This window comes from Escherichia sp. WS1451 (assembly GCF_046487365.1).
Lineage (GTDB): Bacteria > Pseudomonadota > Gammaproteobacteria > Enterobacterales > Enterobacteriaceae > Escherichia > Escherichia coli.
In genome coordinates this window covers 15,971-32,317 of the sequence record NZ_JBJQJP010000014.1, presented here as the reverse complement: position 1 = coordinate 32,317, position 16,347 = coordinate 15,971, and the positions used below count along the sequence as shown (strand labels likewise).

Here is a 16,347-nt window from a genome sequence, read left to right as displayed (position 1 = left end):
ATGGTAGTGAGGTTAGACTTAAACTTCCACTGTGAGGTAAGGTGACTCGCATTATTTAAATAAATCATTACTTTCAATTACTTGCGACACGAGTCTGCATGTATGCTTCTATTTCTCAAAAATTTATCCACCGAAAATGCCTGTGGCTGTGATTTAGCTTTGACGACAGTTTTTATCAGGGAGGCAAGTTGAGACCTGTATAAGAACTAAGCATTTATTTATCCCCATTTTCCACAAGGTAGTTCCAATAATTAGTACCTTAGTGTTCCTGATAGATCAAAAGAGATCCCCGCTGCCTCCAGGCCAGACGGCACAAGGCCTGAGACGTGATCAGTGACAACAGTAGTGATTATTTTGACATTAGTAGTGATTATTATAACGTTGGTAATGAGTTTTTTGACATCAGTAGTGATCAGAGCGACAATAGTAGTGACTTTTCATTAGATCTTTTTAACTTGATCTGATCCGTTGTTGATAAGAGTTGCAGGTCATTGTATGCAAAGAGTTTTTGCCAAGTTTTAATGAGTGGAGTCGTTTTTTTAGGTAGAACTTATGCACAGATATGGATCATCACAATGATCCATCCAGTGACATAGAGTTCGCTGGGGCTTACTATTCACCAATCTGTTTACACATTCAGTGATAACTTATTATGACTAAAGAGAAAGATACTGAGCAGCAGGACCTGGTCACCAGGGCTTTCTCTGTTAGAGAGAAAGAATCAGGTAAAGACATCATTTTGCGTCCTAACAGCAACCGTACGGTGCAGTCTATTGCTTTGATGCGGCTCGGGCTGTTCGTCCCATCACCAAAGAGTGTGGGGCGTCAAAATCGGGAATATAAAACGGTTGGCTTTGACGCAACGAAAGAGTTACAGACGCTCTCTTTAATGGAGAGCGAGGGGTTCACCAATATTTCAATTGTCGGTGAGCGTCTTAATATGTCAGTAGATTTTAAGACGTGGATGGGCATCATTCGAACCTATGCCAATCATCCGATTAACAATGACACGATAAGCTTAAAATTCACTGAATTCCTCAAGCTATGTACGCCTGAAAATTATCGCTCATCTACAGCGTCCAGAAAACGTATAGACGCCTCCTTACGCAGGTTAGCATCCGTTACCTTGTCGTTCACCAGTAATAACTCGTCCAAAGTCTATACAACGCATCTGGTACAGTCTGCCCTGTTAGACCCGGAATCAGATCAGGTTGTCCTTCAGGTTGATCCTAAGATTTTCGAGCTCTATCAATACGATCATAAGGTTTTGATGCAGCTGAAGGCAATTAAGGAGTTGGCCAAGAAGGAAAGCGCCCAGGCTCTCTATACGTTCATAGAGTCATTACCGCCAAATCCTATACCGATATCCCTTACTCGGCTGAAAAATCGTCTGAACCTCAAAACACGAGCAAATAGTCAGAATGCTACCGTGAGAAAGGCTCTTGAAGAGTTGGCATCGATAGGATACCTCAAGTACACCGAAATTAAGAAAGACGGAAAAGTATACTTCCAGATTCATAAGCGGGATCCCGATCTGAATTTGAACAATACTCAGCCTCCTTTAGAAGTGGTTGAAGATGAAGAAGAGAACTCAGGGTCTTCTGTTTTAGAAGGTGAGTTATGCCCACCAGCTGACCCGATTGACGGCGATGATGTTCTTACCGTCCATGATTTAACCGCTGAAGAACTGCGCTATATTCGTAGTCTTCGAAGCCAGAAAAAGAACAGCAACGCCAGCTAAAGTTAACCCGGCGGTTTAGGCTCCGGGTGCTAAATTACTTCTTCGATTTTCGTTAGTCCCAGCCCGCTCTTTCACGTCAACGGTAATGAGTCAAAAGTCATTACCGTTGTCATTGTTCTCTACCACCCTATGTAGATCGAGATTGCGAAATTCAACGCTTTCTCCTGAGTCACCTGTTAACACCCGGTTTCTACGCTTTACTTCATTGGCCAGTACATCCAACGGAAAATATCGTAACGGGGTGACAATGGCAGTGAGTTGACCCACTCACTACCATCGACATTCAAATCCCGGCTTCTCTGGTAGCTATAGTGACAATGGTAATGATGTGTACCTTACTGGCATTGTCATTGTCCTCCGAGTGTGCGTTCAGCTTTGGGAGGACACCGGAACTTAATGCGGCGAGTCACGGCCATTGTGAATCTCGATTGGATTGGCGAATACGGCTTCCGGTTGGGCCAGATGTCAATGGTTATGCTTCATCCAGCTCATTACTGTAGTCATTGCCGTTCAGTTGAGCTGATGCTCCTCTCATTCTATATGGCGACAACGGTAGTGAGCCCAGAAAGTGACTACCGTTGTCATGGCCGTCCAGTAGAGCGGGTCAACCTCTTAACTCACAGGGTGACAACGGTATTGAGCCCAGAAAGTCACTACCGTTGTCATGGCCGTCTGGTTAAGCAGATCATCCTCTCAATTCACAGGGTGACAATGGTAGTGAGCCTATTAAGTCATTACCGTTGTCATTGCCATCCAGAAGAGCGGATGATCCTCTCAATTCATACGGCGACAATGGCAGTGAGCCCAGCAAGTCACTTCCGTTGTCATAGCCTTCCAGAAGAGCAGATGAGCCTCTTAATTAACAGGGTGACAACGGTAGTGAGCTCATTAAGTCATTACCATTGTCATGGACGTACAGCTGAGCTGCTCATCCTCTCAATTCACACACCGACAATGGTAGTGAGCTATTAAAGTCACTACCATTGTCATATACGTCCAGTTAAGTGGACCATCCTCTCAATACACACGGTGACAACGGTAGTGAGCCATTAGAATCACTACCGTTGTCATTGCTTTTCAGGTGCACTGATAAGGCTCTCAATAGACACGACGACAATGGCAGTGAGCAATTAGAGTCACTACCGTTGTCATTGCTTTCAGCTGAGCTGATAAGGTACGTCATTTACACGATGACAATGGCAGTGAGCCAATCGAGTCACTACCGTTGTTAATGCCGACCAACCGAGGGAAGGGTCCGCTCAAAGAACTGAGTGACAACAGTAGTGAGATCATCCAATCACTACCATTGTCAGCTTAAACCTGTAGGACGAAGAGGCTTGTCCGATAAAATGACGACAATGGAAATGAGCCTATCCATCACTACCACTGTCATTAAAGTCCAGCGGTTCAACGTTAATCAGTAGCTCCGGATGACAATGGTTGTGAGTCAGGCAATTCCCAAGCATTAGGTGACAGCAGCGTAACACCTCTAAGCTCACTTCTGTTGTCAGGGGTTAGGGTATTGAGTCTCTACCGTCGTCAGTGTTTCTGAGACACCAGTATTGCAGATCACTACAATTGTCACTTAAATATCGACGGGGGAGTAGATGCAAGTGACTGGCTAACCAGTACCAGTTTAGATTCAAAACGATCCCATCTTTGTGGATGCGCTTGAGTAAGCTCGTATGACGATATGTCAGAGAAGTGACAACAGGTGTGAGTTGCCGGACTCACTCCCGTTGTCATCCCCGGTTGAAGGAAGAGAATCCCCGGGGCTGTATATTTACCAGGTATCCTTACTCAAGGGGTTCGACACTCACTCCCATTGTCGTAATCAACGAGTATGCATTGTCTTTTGAAAGCATCGCTGGAAACGTACGATTAAAGTAACTTTTCTTTCGGTTCTTCCTTGCGAATCTCTGAAGACGTACTGGCTGATCGGAGTCGAGGAGGGCAGTAAAATTGAAGCCGTCAGTTTTACTGTCGGCTCCGGGTAGTTACTTCAACTCGTCGATCTGAATCATGAATTCTGAGGTGCCAACTTTCCCATTTTCGGAAGGATAAACGGGTAACAGAAGATTATCCCCCTGGCCCATATCTATTTGCACCTCAACTGACTCGCCTGGAGCCGCCTGTGCCCCATTAAATTTAATACCGAAGGCTGCATCCTTCCGCACAGTCAGCGTTGCGTTCTGGACCCCTTTAGCAATTTCTCCATTTGTCTTACGCAGAACGTTAGTGGACAGGTACGCAAGTGGTACGCCATCTGTCGTTTTGAGAGGTGAACTGACCGACAATGTGCGTAGATTATGTAACTGCACAAGGTTATTCGGTAGATAACTGAACTTCTGAGTATAGGTTTTGGTATTCGACTGACTATCGGCAACTGTTACGCTAATTGAATAATTTTCAGATGGTTCGAAATTTGGGAACAGCCTCGGATACTCAGGCATGTATGTATCTTTGCCTGCCGGTGACCACGTAAGCTCAACGTTATCAGCTGTGGGGCCACCTACGAGCTGAAGACGGGTTATCCTCGGGGTTGTCAGATTATCTGCCAGAGCGATCCTGAGGTTCTCCAGGCCGTACACTACCGTATCGTCTTTTACCGGCTTTCCGTCGAATGTTATGGCCACTGTCGGAGGAGTGTTATCCAGAGCAATTTCTCCGAAAGTTTTATTGGTCTGGTTCTGGAAGAAGTCCCTGATGTTGACCTCAACGTTGTATTTTCCTTCAGACTGACGGGATAAATCATAAGCAATCGTGTAGTTACCTGAGATACGAGATTTGATTACGCCTGTTGGTGACATCCGGGTACCGGTGTTCTTATCGGAAAGATAAAATTCCCTCAATGAGACCGAGTCGAACCAGTTACCATCGCCTTCAAGTGACGCCAGTACATCCAGCTGCTTGTTAGTCTCGTCATATGATATCGAGTTTATTACCGGCAGTTGTTTATTGTTCCAGCGTGTCATAATCCATTGCTCAGACCGCAAAATGGGATTGCTGATGCTGCGAACGAAGTAAAGGATTCTATTGTAGCCCTGGGTACCCAAGGCCATATCAAACGTCTCAGGCGCTTCACACGAGGTTTTTCCTGCCGGAATGGTGCAGGTCGCCTTACCGCCGATCTCCTGTGCAAAGGGCCGGGCTTCAACGTTAAAACGAAGTCGGGAAATTTTAATTGGCAGTCGTGATGAAGCCACACTCTCAAAATCCTTCCACTTAACCCAGTTCCCCTTATCATCGAGGAAATCTACCCAGGTACCCGCAAATGCAGGCGTTTGGTTTGCAGATGGGTTTAGAACGAGGCTGTATGACGGATAATACCCTCCCCACTGGCCAAAGTTCGCCATACGAGCCATATCCCCATTAATTGAGCCATAGGGAAGAGTCATTTCAACATAAGCATAAGTGCTGTCTACAGCTATCTCTTTGGGGGCGGAATATTGATTGATGAACTGAAGCCCACCTTCTGAATAAGCACGGTAGTTAGATTTTGGGATCCGGTAGACTAATCGAATAGGGTTTTCGTTAACGACCATACCGGCTTTGTAAGCCGGATAATTAGAAACCCCGGGTACGACGCTGGAAGACGTATTTGGATCATGAACGGCCCACAGTGTCATCTCACCCAGCGTGTTGTCGTAGCGAAATTTTTGAGTTGGCAGCGTTCGGCTATTACCTGCGTTATCGAAGATAACAACTTTTGCAGTAAAGTCTTCATCCAGGTTGCTGTCTGGTATTCCGGTTCCCTTAACTGAATTCTTAGAGTAAGTGTGGTACATCTTTTGGCCGGATACGTCATACTGCATCTGTGTAGTGCTGTAGAGGCTACCGTCCTGCCTGTAAATATATATTAGGCCCTTATCAATACCATTTGCATCACTTACGCCCGAAGAGGTGAAGTCATACTGCCCCGTTGCCTCTAATCCAAGCTTCCACACGTCACCAGCGGTAGAGCCAGAACCAGTATTAGCGGTAAGAGCATTTGCCGCTGGAGGGGTGACATCAATTAGCCAGTTATAGTTATAGGTCGCTACAGGCTTCTGATTGAGATCTAACACGTTTATCTGAACGACAAATTTGCCTTCACCCAAAGCAGGCAAAGTTACTTTTTTGCCGTAGAACTCACTACCGTCAGCAGCTGTTAGTCGGTCTGATACACCCGTCCGTGTAGTCGTAGTATTAAGAATGACAGTTCCAGTGTCTTTCGTGACTTTGACATTAACGAAACGATCAAGACCTGAAATAAGTGTCAAAGTTACCGGTGATGCCGGATTAAGCATAAGACGAGAAGACGGGGCGTGGATCTCAATACCGTTCGTGTCCTTAAAGGCCGATTCATATATCTGAGCTGGGGCCTGAACAGACATACCGAGTCCGGCTACAGCAGTAATAAAAGCGAGATGTTTCATTCTTATTCCCCTTTAGGTTTGGTGTTATTTTAAGCTTTTCCTAAAGGTCACTATGTTCGTAAAAGTATAAAAAACTTCTCCATATGGTGCTCGAAATTACAAATCTATAATTTGCCTTTCGACAAACCTTATTGTGCGTTCAGGACGTAAATCTTTCTTTTTGGAATTACATCTGACATTGCTGTGGTATCCAAACTGGCAACGATTGCAAAACTTATAACATTAGCCTGAAACTATCGGCATCCACATATCGCATTAAGTGATGCTTTTACTTTGTGTAAAAAAGAATCAGGATAAATTAGGTATGACAGATATAAATGCGTTAACGGACGGCATATATGAATCAAAACCTGGCGGTATTACGCCACCAGTCGAGAGGGGAGTGAACCTCAGTCAGTACGTCTACCTTCGTTCCGCAAGGCGCTTCTTGTTGTGAATTACAAACTGCCCTGGCGAGAACTGCATCATTTCACCCCCAGCAACACACGTGCCTCTTCAACGGTTTGCCACGAAGGCATTGCTACGCCAGATTGACTGCCGTTGCCTCTGCGCTCACCGGTGTCACATTCTACATAAAGACGCATCAGCATCGCTTCTATTTCAGCGGCCCGGCTATTATCCATTACCAGTTCTGCTGCGCGTCGTAGCTGTTCTGGAATGTCATTCCACATTCCCGCACCACTTCTGTCTTTGTTAGTGAGCAAGTCTTCAATAGCAGATGAAGCCATGTTAAGCAGGTCAGCCGAAACTAAAGGCATCGGCGGGGCGGTATAGAGGATTCGACGTCTTCCGCGTCTGTCTGGATCGTATTTATCATAAAAAGCTTTGTTCACATCTTCCCAGTGCCACTGAAGTTGCCCGGTTGCGTCATGGTGGCAAAACTCGCACTGATAAACAGGCGCAATCGACATAACTGCCTTTCCAATACGTGCCAGTACAGCAACTTCGTCAGCTCTAAGACTCATTGCTTCGCTTGGGTTACTACCCTCGGAAAATTCCAAAATTTGTTCAATACGTTCTGGTGTGAAAGTGGTCATAGGCTTTGAAAACATATTTTTTCCAGTTGTGCTTACCATATCATCAGGCCTTAAGAGCGTTAGCGAATAATTAACAGGTCAGGACCAAAACTAAATCCTTCCCCCATACGGTCTTCATGACGGGAGACATATGCCTTACCGTATTTCTCCAGATCCTGTAAGCGATCTTTTGCCAGATTCCACGAGTATTCCTGGCCCCACACGGGTCCGTCACGCCCGTCAAAGCGGTCAGGTTTACAATTTGCTTTCAGAAGTGCGTAGACATGCTCCAGCGTGGGTAGCTGCAAAGCACTATTAGCCTGAGAAACGGCAGTATGCGTCATTTCTGTTCACTCTTTATTGATTTAGTCAGTTAAGCCGGTCAGGTAACTTTAACCGGCTACTCGTATTAAGATTTCTTTCCGGTTGCTTGTCAGTTAGCGGCGAAGATCAATTTCAAGGCGGGCTGTTTTGACCTTTGTTCCGGACTCCCTAAATGTATCATCCGGAAGAGGCGAAATTTGTCCGCCAAGTTGTTTGACTCGCTCCCTGAGCGCTTTTGTCAGTGTGTCTTCCCGGAACAATACCCCAGCTGACAGAATGGCCTGTAAGCGACCTCGCTTAGCGAGCATTGCGATGGCATGCATGACATGTTTAACGTCAGAGCGTTTAAGGAATGGTGGATTCATAACGATAACATCAAAAGTTTCATCGGGCTGGTACCCAAGAAAGTCGGTATGCACCAGCTCGGCCCCTGTGCTAAGGACACTATCGTTCTTCACTGCAAGGAATCGCTCATCGTTCAATTCGATCCCGGTAATCAATGCATCCGGAGCCGCCAGTTTTAAGGCTTTCAGAATGCGGCCATCACCAAACTCAGGCTCCAGAACACGTTCCCCGGCAGCTGGTTCAGCGCGTAGAACCATATCTGTGACTAAATTCTCAGGGGTAGGGAAGAAATTGAACAAATCACGTGGGATGTCGACCGAACCTGTCAGAATGATTTGCTCGATACGCTCAGCTGCATCCGCCGTAAAAATATGTGCCTGCTCTTTTCGGTTCCATTTGCCACCGGCAGCTTCCAGCACTTTGTTTGTCTTAACATAAATGCTGCGGTCGAGCTGGTCGGCCAGGAAAAGAAAGTTCCCTTCAGCACGGCAGCGAGATAAGACGTTCAGAACTTCAGTTGAGATTTGCATTAAAACTCCATTAAGAGGATTTACCCGCCTGGCGGCAGCGGGTTGGTTACTTAAACAGGACAATTCAGATTTGGCCTTGGTTAGTCGGCAGACAACAGCAGGGATGGGCTGTTATAAGCGAAGCGGTCAACGGGAGCCTTCTCAAATCGCTGACCGCTTGCATCAGGGGTCAGAACGAGTCCGTTATGGGCGCAATGAATGTGGAGCAACATATCCCCGCCGGTGTTGATGTGTAAGGCAGGCACACCCTGATCGATTTCGAACATGACACCAAAACAGGGGTTACCTTCCTTGTTAACAACTTCACAGTGGATGTTATGTTGGCCGGTAACGCTGACCTGATAGGCCTGACTGTCCTCTTCTCTCAGTGTTTCCTCCTCCAGGCGCCAGTCCTGAAGTGTGAGGCTAATTTCAGGGGTATCATGCTCCTTCTGAAGAGCCTGGATACCTTTACGGAACAGCTGCATCATTTCATGAGTAAGGCAGTCTTCCTCAGCTCCAAAATGTTCTTTCCAGCCTTCAGGATCTGCATACATCCAGACGTTTTTAGCGAGCGAAGGTAAGGAAGCATCAGGCTCTACAAGGAGGTGAGGGATGCTCTCTTTGATTCCGAGATAACGTACTGGCTGGCCGTTAAGCGGTAACCCATCCGGCACTGTAACTTCAGCTCCTGGCAAGACGACGCTGTTTACCAGACCTCCACAATGTTCTGCCACCACCCGGCCTAAATCTGCCATAAACATCCGATGCTTTTCTGGTGAGTCCAGCTCACCAAGGAGTTCAGGTTTAAGCAGTAAACCGGTAATAATCTCAGTCAGTTCACGAGGAGATACTAATTTATACATTTTGTTTTCCTTTTCTGTGTTGGCTTTATATTAACAATCCAGATGCACGAGCTAATAACCTCCAGACAACTTTTTCAAAAATTATATACTTAAAGCAGGGGCTAATATGCGCAAGAAATGAATTTAGGAAGGATGGCTTCAAATTTAACTTTTTGGTTTTTTATTTTAGACGGACTTTAAAATAGCATCGCTGGTAAAATAATAAACATGGTTTATTTTTTGTTTGTATTGACAATCAAATGGGTAAAAATTAATTTACTTACATGGCGTATATTTAATGCCACCGTCCCGGCGGCACCGGGCATAAAAGGAAAACCATCTTGAAACCAATGCTCAAAAAAGATTTTTTTTCAGCTATTGAAAACCTTCTCAAAGCTGGCTTTCAACCTCGCTTTTACACTGTTAACAGTGGACGAATCGGTCTCATTACATTCACTGATAAAAATGGAACAAAACAGGTCCCGCCGGGCAGAAAAGAAAAACATTAAAATTAGCTATTTTCCCGAAAAGATCTCGAACACTGAAAAAGTATCATGGGGAACCTGATCAGGAGACAACCCATGAAAATCAAACTAGCCCTGCTTATTGCATTTGCAGGTTTCAGCGCAGGAGCTTCCGCTGAAATCGCAGAATTCAGCTTTAAAGATACCCTGAACGTTAAAAAGACCGTATCGCCTGCATCCGTATGGATTAATCCGGTAACGAGCTTTGACGTTGCCGTTATTTCCGGTCTGGACCGTTATATTACGCTCAGTCTGCTGAAAAGTGACGGGAGCCTCATCTGGAGCACGAAAAGCAGCCTGGTTACCGTAGATGACCGTACCACATCTTCGACAGGCTTTGATTATTACGGCAAGACTCTGACCGTACCAGCGATGGGAGAAGATAGCTTCACCCTCAGAGAGGTGATTACCGACTTGCAAGGGAAGGAGGTCTCCCGGCAGGATTACCCGCTTGCAATTGACCGAACGCCTCCGGCAACGGGTACCATAAGTTATACGAGAAACGGGTGGAACTTTGGCAGCGAAGCGATCTTCACTTCAGTACCAGCCGGTATGCAGTACGCCAGCGTCCAGGCACTGGTCTTTAATGGACTGAGTGATAAAGGTTCCGGGCTTGCTAATGCTGAATATTTCATAACCGATGCCGCTGGAGTGGAGCGTAAAAAGCCAGCGGAAATTAATACAGTGGAAGGTAGCGTAACCGTTCAAGTCGCCGACGCAAGCAGCAATGCCCTGGCACCGGAAAACCGCTCTGAATATAAAGTGGGGATCTACCTTTATGACAAAGCGGGAAACAGGATCGAACTAAGCCGCCGAAGCGTAATTGATCGGGTTAAGCCTGACGATATCATCCAGGTGCAGGACGCCACTACCGGATCATGGGTCACTTATCAGTCTGGCATGACCGTCTTCCAGAACCCTATTTCCGTACGGGTATTAAGGAAAAAAAGTGACTTTACTGCTGTTAACGGTTCCAAATATGGCTGGGCGGACTCGAATTTCCAGACGTCCGATAGCACTTATAATATTTATACTTTCAAATACATATATCCCAATGTGGGGGATACTTATCATGAATTCCAGACTCTGGCAGGAGGAGTAAGACGAATTCATCATAACTCCCTCAACTTCACTCCAGCCCCGGCGATGGAAATAGCCCCGAAGATAGTGGCTAAAGAGATGTACCGGAGTGATACCAGTGAGTGGTTAACTCAGGCCTCAATCAGCGTTAAAACCGCCACCATTAGCCGCATAAAGGTAACCGCTGAACCCCGACCATACGTGCAAAAGTTCAGAACGGTAAAAAATGCAGCCTGGTTCTGCACTATACCTATCGGACAAAGTTCATGCGAGATGACGGTTAACTTCAACTACACCAGTGACAAAGGATTTGAGTATCTGCACCTTTACTCGGGAAAAGATGGTGACAGCATATTCGATGCGCTTGCTGGTAATTTTACGGTTATCTGGGATAACAACCCACCGGTGGTTAATGTCGCTCAGGTAAACAAGGCCTCCAAGACAATCACTATGACGGCCACCGATAATGATCGCGTCAACGCCTGGAACATCAGCTACTGGGATACCAAAGTTTTCGAAGCCACCCTTAAAAATGCCCGGGGGGAACCTTTCACGCTGAAGCCTGTGACCGTCAGTGAAAGCGATTATAAAACCAAAAACGCCACCTTCTCATACGCTGGTCTACCGGACGGGGATTATACGGTGGTTAGCGTCTCTGCCACGGATCTTGTTGGAAACACCGGAACCAAAACGCTTAATGCACCGCTGAAAATTGACTCAACGCTTCCGGTTATCGCGTTCAGTTTTAATGGCGCAGACGCAGAAGGAAAACTGGTTAAAGGGCTTGAGAACCTTCGCATAAGCGTTACTGATGCCTCTGGGGATGCTTCCCTGACATCGCTTCAGCTCGCTGGTGGACCTAACTCTGAAAAGGTCACCCTGGCATTCACGCCGTTATCCAAGGATGTCTTTATTCCGGAATACCCCAGAATCTTCCCCAACACTGACGAATCGGGACAGATGTATCATCTGGAGGCACTGGCTATTGACGAATCAGGTAACCGGACCACTAAAACGCTTAATTTTACCTACCAGCCTGCGAATCTGATTATGCTGGATAATCTCAAGACGCTGGCCACAGCCGTAGCACTGAAAGCAACGGACAACACGCCGCTGGCCATCATCCGAACCAGTGTGTTGCGGCGTCAGGACGGTTCTATCATTACCGGACAGTTAAACGGAACCCTGACTGTTCAGAAAAATGCCCAGTTCGGCGTTACGGTTGCCGGAGTTACGGTCCAGCCTGGTGAAACTAAATCGCTGTCACTGGATCTTGGTAATGGTGAAGAGCGCACGTATCCCGTTACTCCCGCTGTAAGTGGTCAATCTGGCACGGCCACATTTGCTATAGAATTCCCTCAAACATAAGCTCTTCAGAAGGGTGCGGTAGTATGCCGTACCCTGTTACGCCATCCTCAATGTAATATGTAGAGTTGAGCATGACTTAATTATTACTTTCTCATTAAGTGGCTCTTAAATTGCAAACGGGAAAGTAATATTCCCGAGACGGGAAGGACGCCTTCCTTTTGGTTTTAATCTATGATGCTAAACCGTTTAATCACTCCGGAACAATGCCCGCGTTTAAATGGCTGGCACCAGTACATGATTTATCCATGAATGCTTTTTGATGCACTTTTACTTCAGAATGCTCTTAATTTTTTAAACAAAATTATATTTGAATCCTTCGTGTATAAATTTGCAGACCCTCTCTCAATGTTTTTTTAAAATATTTACTCTCAGGTTATTAGCCAGTAGATTCATTCTGTCATGATTACTCCAGAACTAACCGGAGGAATCACATTATGACCAAATATTATGATCGCAGTGGAATTGAAATCTCCAGCGCAAAAATCCGCTGTGTTGATTCTGTAAAAGGTACTGCGGAATATACTTTTCGTATTCTTTGCGATAAATGCAATGGTCGGGGAGAGCGTAAGCATTTTTATAGAAGTCGCTGTATGGCTTGTAAAGCCACGGGTTACAGCCTCGAAACGACCCGCACTGCTTACACGCTGAATGCGCTGTACCGCATTAATGCTCAAGCTGCCCGCAAAGTGTCAGCATCCTTGCAAAACGAGCGTTTGAGGACTGAAAACGCCCACAACTCTGCGTTCAATGCATGGTGCAGATCTCATCAAAAAATGGTTGATGCAATCACCCAGCAATCCAGCAGTAATAATTTTCTGGAAAGCCTTAAGTCTTCTTTAACCCACCAGCGTCAGTTAAGTGATAAGCAGCTGGCAGTCGCCGCCCGCATTTTAGGGATTCATTAATTCAAAGCCCTTTTAATTTAATTTTAAGGTCAATTATTACGGAGGAACTATGATCCATTCATTTAAAGACAGACGGCTTGAAAAGTTCTTCCGTAATGGAAAAACAACGGCAGGTATTCCTTCTGAAATTATTAACGCGATTCTGTGTCGACTCGAAACGCTGGATAATGTCCAGAGTGAGCGGGAGTTATTATCCAACAGCTTGCGTTATGAACGCTTAAGAATGACGTCAAACCGTTATTCCTCCATTCGAGTAAACTCTAAGTATCGATTATTCTTTGAATGGAATGATGGCGCACATAATGTCCATTTGTCAGCACATGACTATAAATCGCTCATCCATTAAGGTTAAAAATGAAGCTATTTTCAATTTCATCCCGGGATACAAGCATGGACGCGATGTTTTATATCCAGGCCAGTACTAAACAATAGGCAAGTTACATATTTAGTACCCTTTCCCCGAAGCCTACTGCGAACTGCCAGCTTACAGATTTGCAGAATGAGACGGTCGTCCCTTCCATAAGCCCTATTTCGCTTTCACTTAACCCCTGGTCGATCAATTCCCAGTCCCGAACCCGGGAATTGAGTATGGCCACGCATGGTCTTAACCTGATCTGTGCAGTCACGGATGAGCATACCCGTCAGATAGTAGACTTTTGCGATAACCTTGGACAGCAGCTTAAGGATCCGGACGACAAAAGCGCCTGGGTTAAGCTCATTAATTCTGAATGCGCATTGCTTAATTCTCCGCGTTTATATCCCGTTCTGCTGGAGCCGGAGACACCGGCACAATTTGAAATCTTTGTGCCAGCTCCGGAAGATGGCGATCACGACACGGTTATAGCCAGCGTTGTTGAAGAATGTTTCGGAGATGAATGCCGGTACAGAGCAACGGACAAAGCTTTTGCAATGTCGGAAAAGCCAATCATCAGGCTGGAAGCACATTTCAATGACAAACGGGAAAAGGTTTTAGAACTGACCTTTTCCAGTTTCAACCTTTCACTTTCTGCGTCCGTGTATGAACACCAGCTACGTCAGATTTTATTACTTTGCGAAGATTTTGGCGTAAGGCTTCAGGGTAGAGCCGGGGCATCCTGCCACATCAATATGCGCAGCGCTTACCGTCGTCTTGCACATGTCGGCACCGGCTCTCGCCCAGGTGATGGGAGTGATGTGCGGGGCTATACCTCATCTAAAGAGCAAAAAGATGTTAAGGGGCTGCTCGATAAGTCAACCAGGGGAAGTGAGCTTGTACCGGCGAGGCACGGGCAGCAGTTTAACGGTGTCTTAGTGAATGCCACACCCGCACCGGCCACGACGGGTTTTATATACCTGTCGCATGATTTTCCGGAAGGCCAGTTTATGATGACAGCCGAGGTGTTGCATGTTGGAATAACACCGGGCGGGATCTACTACATTGAAACACTGGACGGATACCGGTTTATCGTTACAGCGTTTGAAAAGGGATTAATGAACGGTTTAAGGGAGTTTTTGGCTGTAAATGAGGACTACTTTAAGTATTACCGCTGGTCTTAGCGTCTGACCTGAAACCGGTAGGCCAGGGAAGGCAACCGGGAAAATGCAATTTAACCTGATCCTCTCCCTACCACTACCTTTACCCACGTATAATAGCCCGACCAAATTATAATGCCCGATCACCGCATTGGCTGAAACCACACATATTCTTCTTAGGCCTCGCCTGATGAACTTCGACCACAAGACAAAGGAACGTAACTAATAAATAAAATTTATGAGCTGCACAAAAGTTACTTTTCCATAATGGCGCTTCACTTACATTGTGGTTTCATAATCATTGTTGGTATTTAAAAAGGATGTGTTCAATCTTAAATAAAAGGCGGTGTTTTTTTTCTGAAAATTTGCTGGGAGGTTATTAGCTGGGGGTTGGGTAACAGTATAATAAGTACAGATGAAAAGGAGGTTTTATGAAAACGTTAGACGTGATTTCAACTCAACTCAACTTTAATAATCTGCTGAATCAGGCAGGATATAATCTTTCAGAAATTGTTGTTAAACGCTACAGCGCTGCACCCGCCTTTAACGAAGGGCACTGGTTGTTCATTGCAGAGCAGGATAATCGCTACATTGAAGTGGTCAGTCTTCTTTCAAAGGCATCAGAAAGCGGAGAGCAGCATGTCGATATCTTTATCAATATGTTCGAAGATCCGATTGATGACATTATCTCCCGAAACATTGAACCCAAAACATTTGCGACACTTTATAAATACATTGAACGTATACCTTTTACACCGGACGTAAAAAAAGAATTCTTGAGCAGTATTGAGACTATTAATTTTAGTTAACTAAAAATTACAGATTTTCTTTCACCAAGTTATTAGGTAATGATATCGACCTGGTATCATTACCGTATCATGAATATGGACGGGGACGGGTAAAATGCCTAATAATACTGAAGTCATTAGCTGCGACTTATTTTCAATTCTTTCCTCACTTAATTTTAGTGTTGAGGATATTACAGGGCTAACTCCGGCCAAATTCAGAAAGGGGGCTTTCTTGCATGCAAAAATATCTGCAAGCCAGGCCACGCGAGCAGCTGATATTTCCCTTCAATTACTCACGGATCGTGTTTCAGGTGAAATGAACTACGTAATAGTAATTGGCAGGCACGAAGGGCTCCTGCAAAGCGAAGCAATTGACCCAAACGCTGATAAGCAGTACCGGGAAAACCGTCATTCTCGCCATTTTATCCCAGTAACCGATGCCAATACCAAAGCCCTGAAAAAAACCTGCAAGGTAATGAAAACATATATCAAAGAGCAGGCATTTAAGCCTAACACCTGGGGGCACAATTTCATTAAGGGTTGATTTATTCTTGCCCCGGTGAACCGGGGCAACGCTAAATTAACCTCAACCTGAGCTGGAGGCACAAATGTCTGAAAAACACTTTATCGTAAAGATCCAGAACCGTAACGGCGACCATGAGAAAAGCTATGTTCGTATACTCGTCAGCGATTGTGAGAAAAATGCTTGCCAGACGGCACTGATTTCCGAGTGTGCTGGCGAGGTTGAACAGCTGAGTTTTGAAGACGGTGGGGTTTATGACTACAACGGCGAAAATCACTACAGTGTCAGGAGCTGCGTGGAGGTTGCCCCTGAAGATGTTGCAACTTTGCAACGCTACCTTTAACACCTGCGGCATTAAAAAAAATATCGGGTGTCTGTTACAGGATGCCGCTGTTTTAAACGATGCCTCAAAGATCGCTATCGCTCCTGATGCCTTCATTAAGAGCGGG

Annotated in this window: 14 protein-coding genes; 9 read left to right on the top strand and 5 right to left on the bottom strand. The window is 45.6% G+C overall.

Translation table 11 applies throughout. The annotated features are described in order from the left end of the window. The first annotated feature begins 652 nt into the window (after positions 1 to 652). Entirely contained in the window at positions 653 to 1,741 is a 1,089-nt protein-coding gene (repHI2, locus tag ACJHX7_RS17440) for an IncHI-type plasmid replication initiator protein RepHI2 (protein WP_000159529.1), read from the top strand. A gap of 1,997 nt (positions 1,742 to 3,738) precedes the next feature. On the opposite strand, the gene ACJHX7_RS17435 is transcribed toward repHI2, so the two are convergent. The 5 genes from ACJHX7_RS17435 to ACJHX7_RS17415 form a co-directional block, all read right to left on the bottom strand. Further along, positions 3,739 to 6,159: an Ig-like domain-containing protein gene (locus ACJHX7_RS17435; RefSeq protein WP_000681217.1), complete on the bottom strand. Its 2,421-nt coding sequence runs from the start codon at positions 6,157 to 6,159 to the stop codon at positions 3,739 to 3,741. 464 nt (positions 6,160 to 6,623) lie between these two features. Next, positions 6,624 to 7,211, bottom strand: coding sequence for a hypothetical protein (locus tag ACJHX7_RS17430; protein WP_000491822.1), 588 nt, complete (start codon positions 7,209 to 7,211; stop codon positions 6,624 to 6,626). A gap of 44 nt (positions 7,212 to 7,255) precedes the next feature. Next, on the bottom strand, positions 7,256 to 7,519 hold the full coding sequence (locus ACJHX7_RS17425) for a hypothetical protein (protein WP_000149861.1): 264 nt from the start codon (positions 7,517 to 7,519) through the stop codon (positions 7,256 to 7,258). A 93-nt stretch (positions 7,520 to 7,612) separates the two neighbouring features. Further along, positions 7,613 to 8,374, bottom strand: coding sequence for a methyltransferase (locus tag ACJHX7_RS17420; RefSeq protein WP_001167416.1), 762 nt, complete (start codon positions 8,372 to 8,374; stop codon positions 7,613 to 7,615). Between the two features lie 80 nt (positions 8,375 to 8,454). Continuing rightward, complete coding sequence (locus ACJHX7_RS17415) at positions 8,455 to 9,219, bottom strand: hypothetical protein (protein ID WP_000277497.1); 765 nt, start codon at positions 9,217 to 9,219, stop codon at positions 8,455 to 8,457. 320 nt (positions 9,220 to 9,539) lie between these two features. Here ACJHX7_RS17415 and ACJHX7_RS17410 point away from each other — a divergent pair, with 320 nt between their 5' ends. From ACJHX7_RS17410 to ACJHX7_RS17375, 8 genes are all read left to right on the top strand, one after another. Beyond that, positions 9,540 to 9,707: a hypothetical protein gene (locus tag ACJHX7_RS17410; RefSeq protein WP_000803860.1), complete on the top strand. Its 168-nt coding sequence runs from the start codon at positions 9,540 to 9,542 to the stop codon at positions 9,705 to 9,707. Positions 9,708 to 9,779: 72 nt separating this feature from the next. Continuing rightward, the gene (locus ACJHX7_RS17405; protein WP_000694550.1) at positions 9,780 to 12,170 is read left to right on the top strand and encodes an Ig-like domain-containing protein; all 2,391 of its coding nucleotides are present in this window, start codon (positions 9,780 to 9,782) and stop codon (positions 12,168 to 12,170) included. A 434-nt stretch (positions 12,171 to 12,604) separates the two neighbouring features. Then, positions 12,605 to 13,075 (top strand): hypothetical protein, encoded by a 471-nt coding sequence (locus ACJHX7_RS17400; RefSeq protein WP_000170638.1) that lies wholly within the window; start codon positions 12,605 to 12,607, stop codon positions 13,073 to 13,075. A 49-nt stretch (positions 13,076 to 13,124) separates the two neighbouring features. Next, positions 13,125 to 13,421, top strand: a complete 297-nt coding sequence (locus ACJHX7_RS17395) for a type II toxin-antitoxin system RelE/ParE family toxin (protein ID WP_000581857.1) — start codon at positions 13,125 to 13,127, stop codon at positions 13,419 to 13,421. Positions 13,422 to 13,663: 242 nt separating this feature from the next. After that, positions 13,664 to 14,611, top strand: coding sequence for a flavin reductase (locus ACJHX7_RS17390; protein WP_164846946.1), 948 nt, complete (start codon positions 13,664 to 13,666; stop codon positions 14,609 to 14,611). 407 nt (positions 14,612 to 15,018) lie between these two features. Then, a complete protein-coding gene (locus tag ACJHX7_RS17385; protein ID WP_000853477.1) occupies positions 15,019 to 15,396 on the top strand; it encodes a hypothetical protein in 378 nt (125 codons plus the stop codon). A gap of 94 nt (positions 15,397 to 15,490) precedes the next feature. Further along, entirely contained in the window at positions 15,491 to 15,919 is a 429-nt protein-coding gene (locus tag ACJHX7_RS17380; protein ID WP_001133498.1) for a hypothetical protein, read from the top strand. A gap of 64 nt (positions 15,920 to 15,983) precedes the next feature. Continuing rightward, a complete protein-coding gene (locus ACJHX7_RS17375; protein ID WP_001290637.1) occupies positions 15,984 to 16,241 on the top strand; it encodes a hypothetical protein in 258 nt (85 codons plus the stop codon). The last annotated feature ends 106 nt before the right edge of the window (positions 16,242 to 16,347 follow it).

Excerpts from the sequence above, each read along its gene's own strand:
- repHI2 (WP_000159529.1), top strand. The coding sequence starts at position 653 with ATGACTAAAGAGAAAGATACTGAGCAGCAGGACCTGGTCACCAGGGCT.
- ACJHX7_RS17435 (WP_000681217.1), bottom strand. The coding sequence starts at position 6,159 with ATGAAACATCTCGCTTTTATTACTGCTGTAGCCGGACTCGGTATGTCT.
- ACJHX7_RS17430 (WP_000491822.1), bottom strand. The coding sequence starts at position 7,211 with ATGTTTTCAAAGCCTATGACCACTTTCACACCAGAACGTATTGAACAA.
- ACJHX7_RS17425 (WP_000149861.1), bottom strand. The coding sequence starts at position 7,519 with ATGACGCATACTGCCGTTTCTCAGGCTAATAGTGCTTTGCAGCTACCC.
- ACJHX7_RS17420 (WP_001167416.1), bottom strand. The coding sequence starts at position 8,374 with ATGCAAATCTCAACTGAAGTTCTGAACGTCTTATCTCGCTGCCGTGCT.
- ACJHX7_RS17415 (WP_000277497.1), bottom strand. The coding sequence starts at position 9,219 with ATGTATAAATTAGTATCTCCTCGTGAACTGACTGAGATTATTACCGGT.
- ACJHX7_RS17405 (WP_000694550.1), top strand. The coding sequence starts at position 9,780 with ATGAAAATCAAACTAGCCCTGCTTATTGCATTTGCAGGTTTCAGCGCA.
- ACJHX7_RS17400 (WP_000170638.1), top strand. The coding sequence starts at position 12,605 with ATGACCAAATATTATGATCGCAGTGGAATTGAAATCTCCAGCGCAAAA.
- ACJHX7_RS17395 (WP_000581857.1), top strand. The coding sequence starts at position 13,125 with ATGATCCATTCATTTAAAGACAGACGGCTTGAAAAGTTCTTCCGTAAT.
- ACJHX7_RS17390 (WP_164846946.1), top strand. The coding sequence starts at position 13,664 with ATGGCCACGCATGGTCTTAACCTGATCTGTGCAGTCACGGATGAGCAT.
- ACJHX7_RS17385 (WP_000853477.1), top strand. The coding sequence starts at position 15,019 with ATGAAAACGTTAGACGTGATTTCAACTCAACTCAACTTTAATAATCTG.
- ACJHX7_RS17380 (WP_001133498.1), top strand. The coding sequence starts at position 15,491 with ATGCCTAATAATACTGAAGTCATTAGCTGCGACTTATTTTCAATTCTT.
- ACJHX7_RS17375 (WP_001290637.1), top strand. The coding sequence starts at position 15,984 with ATGTCTGAAAAACACTTTATCGTAAAGATCCAGAACCGTAACGGCGAC.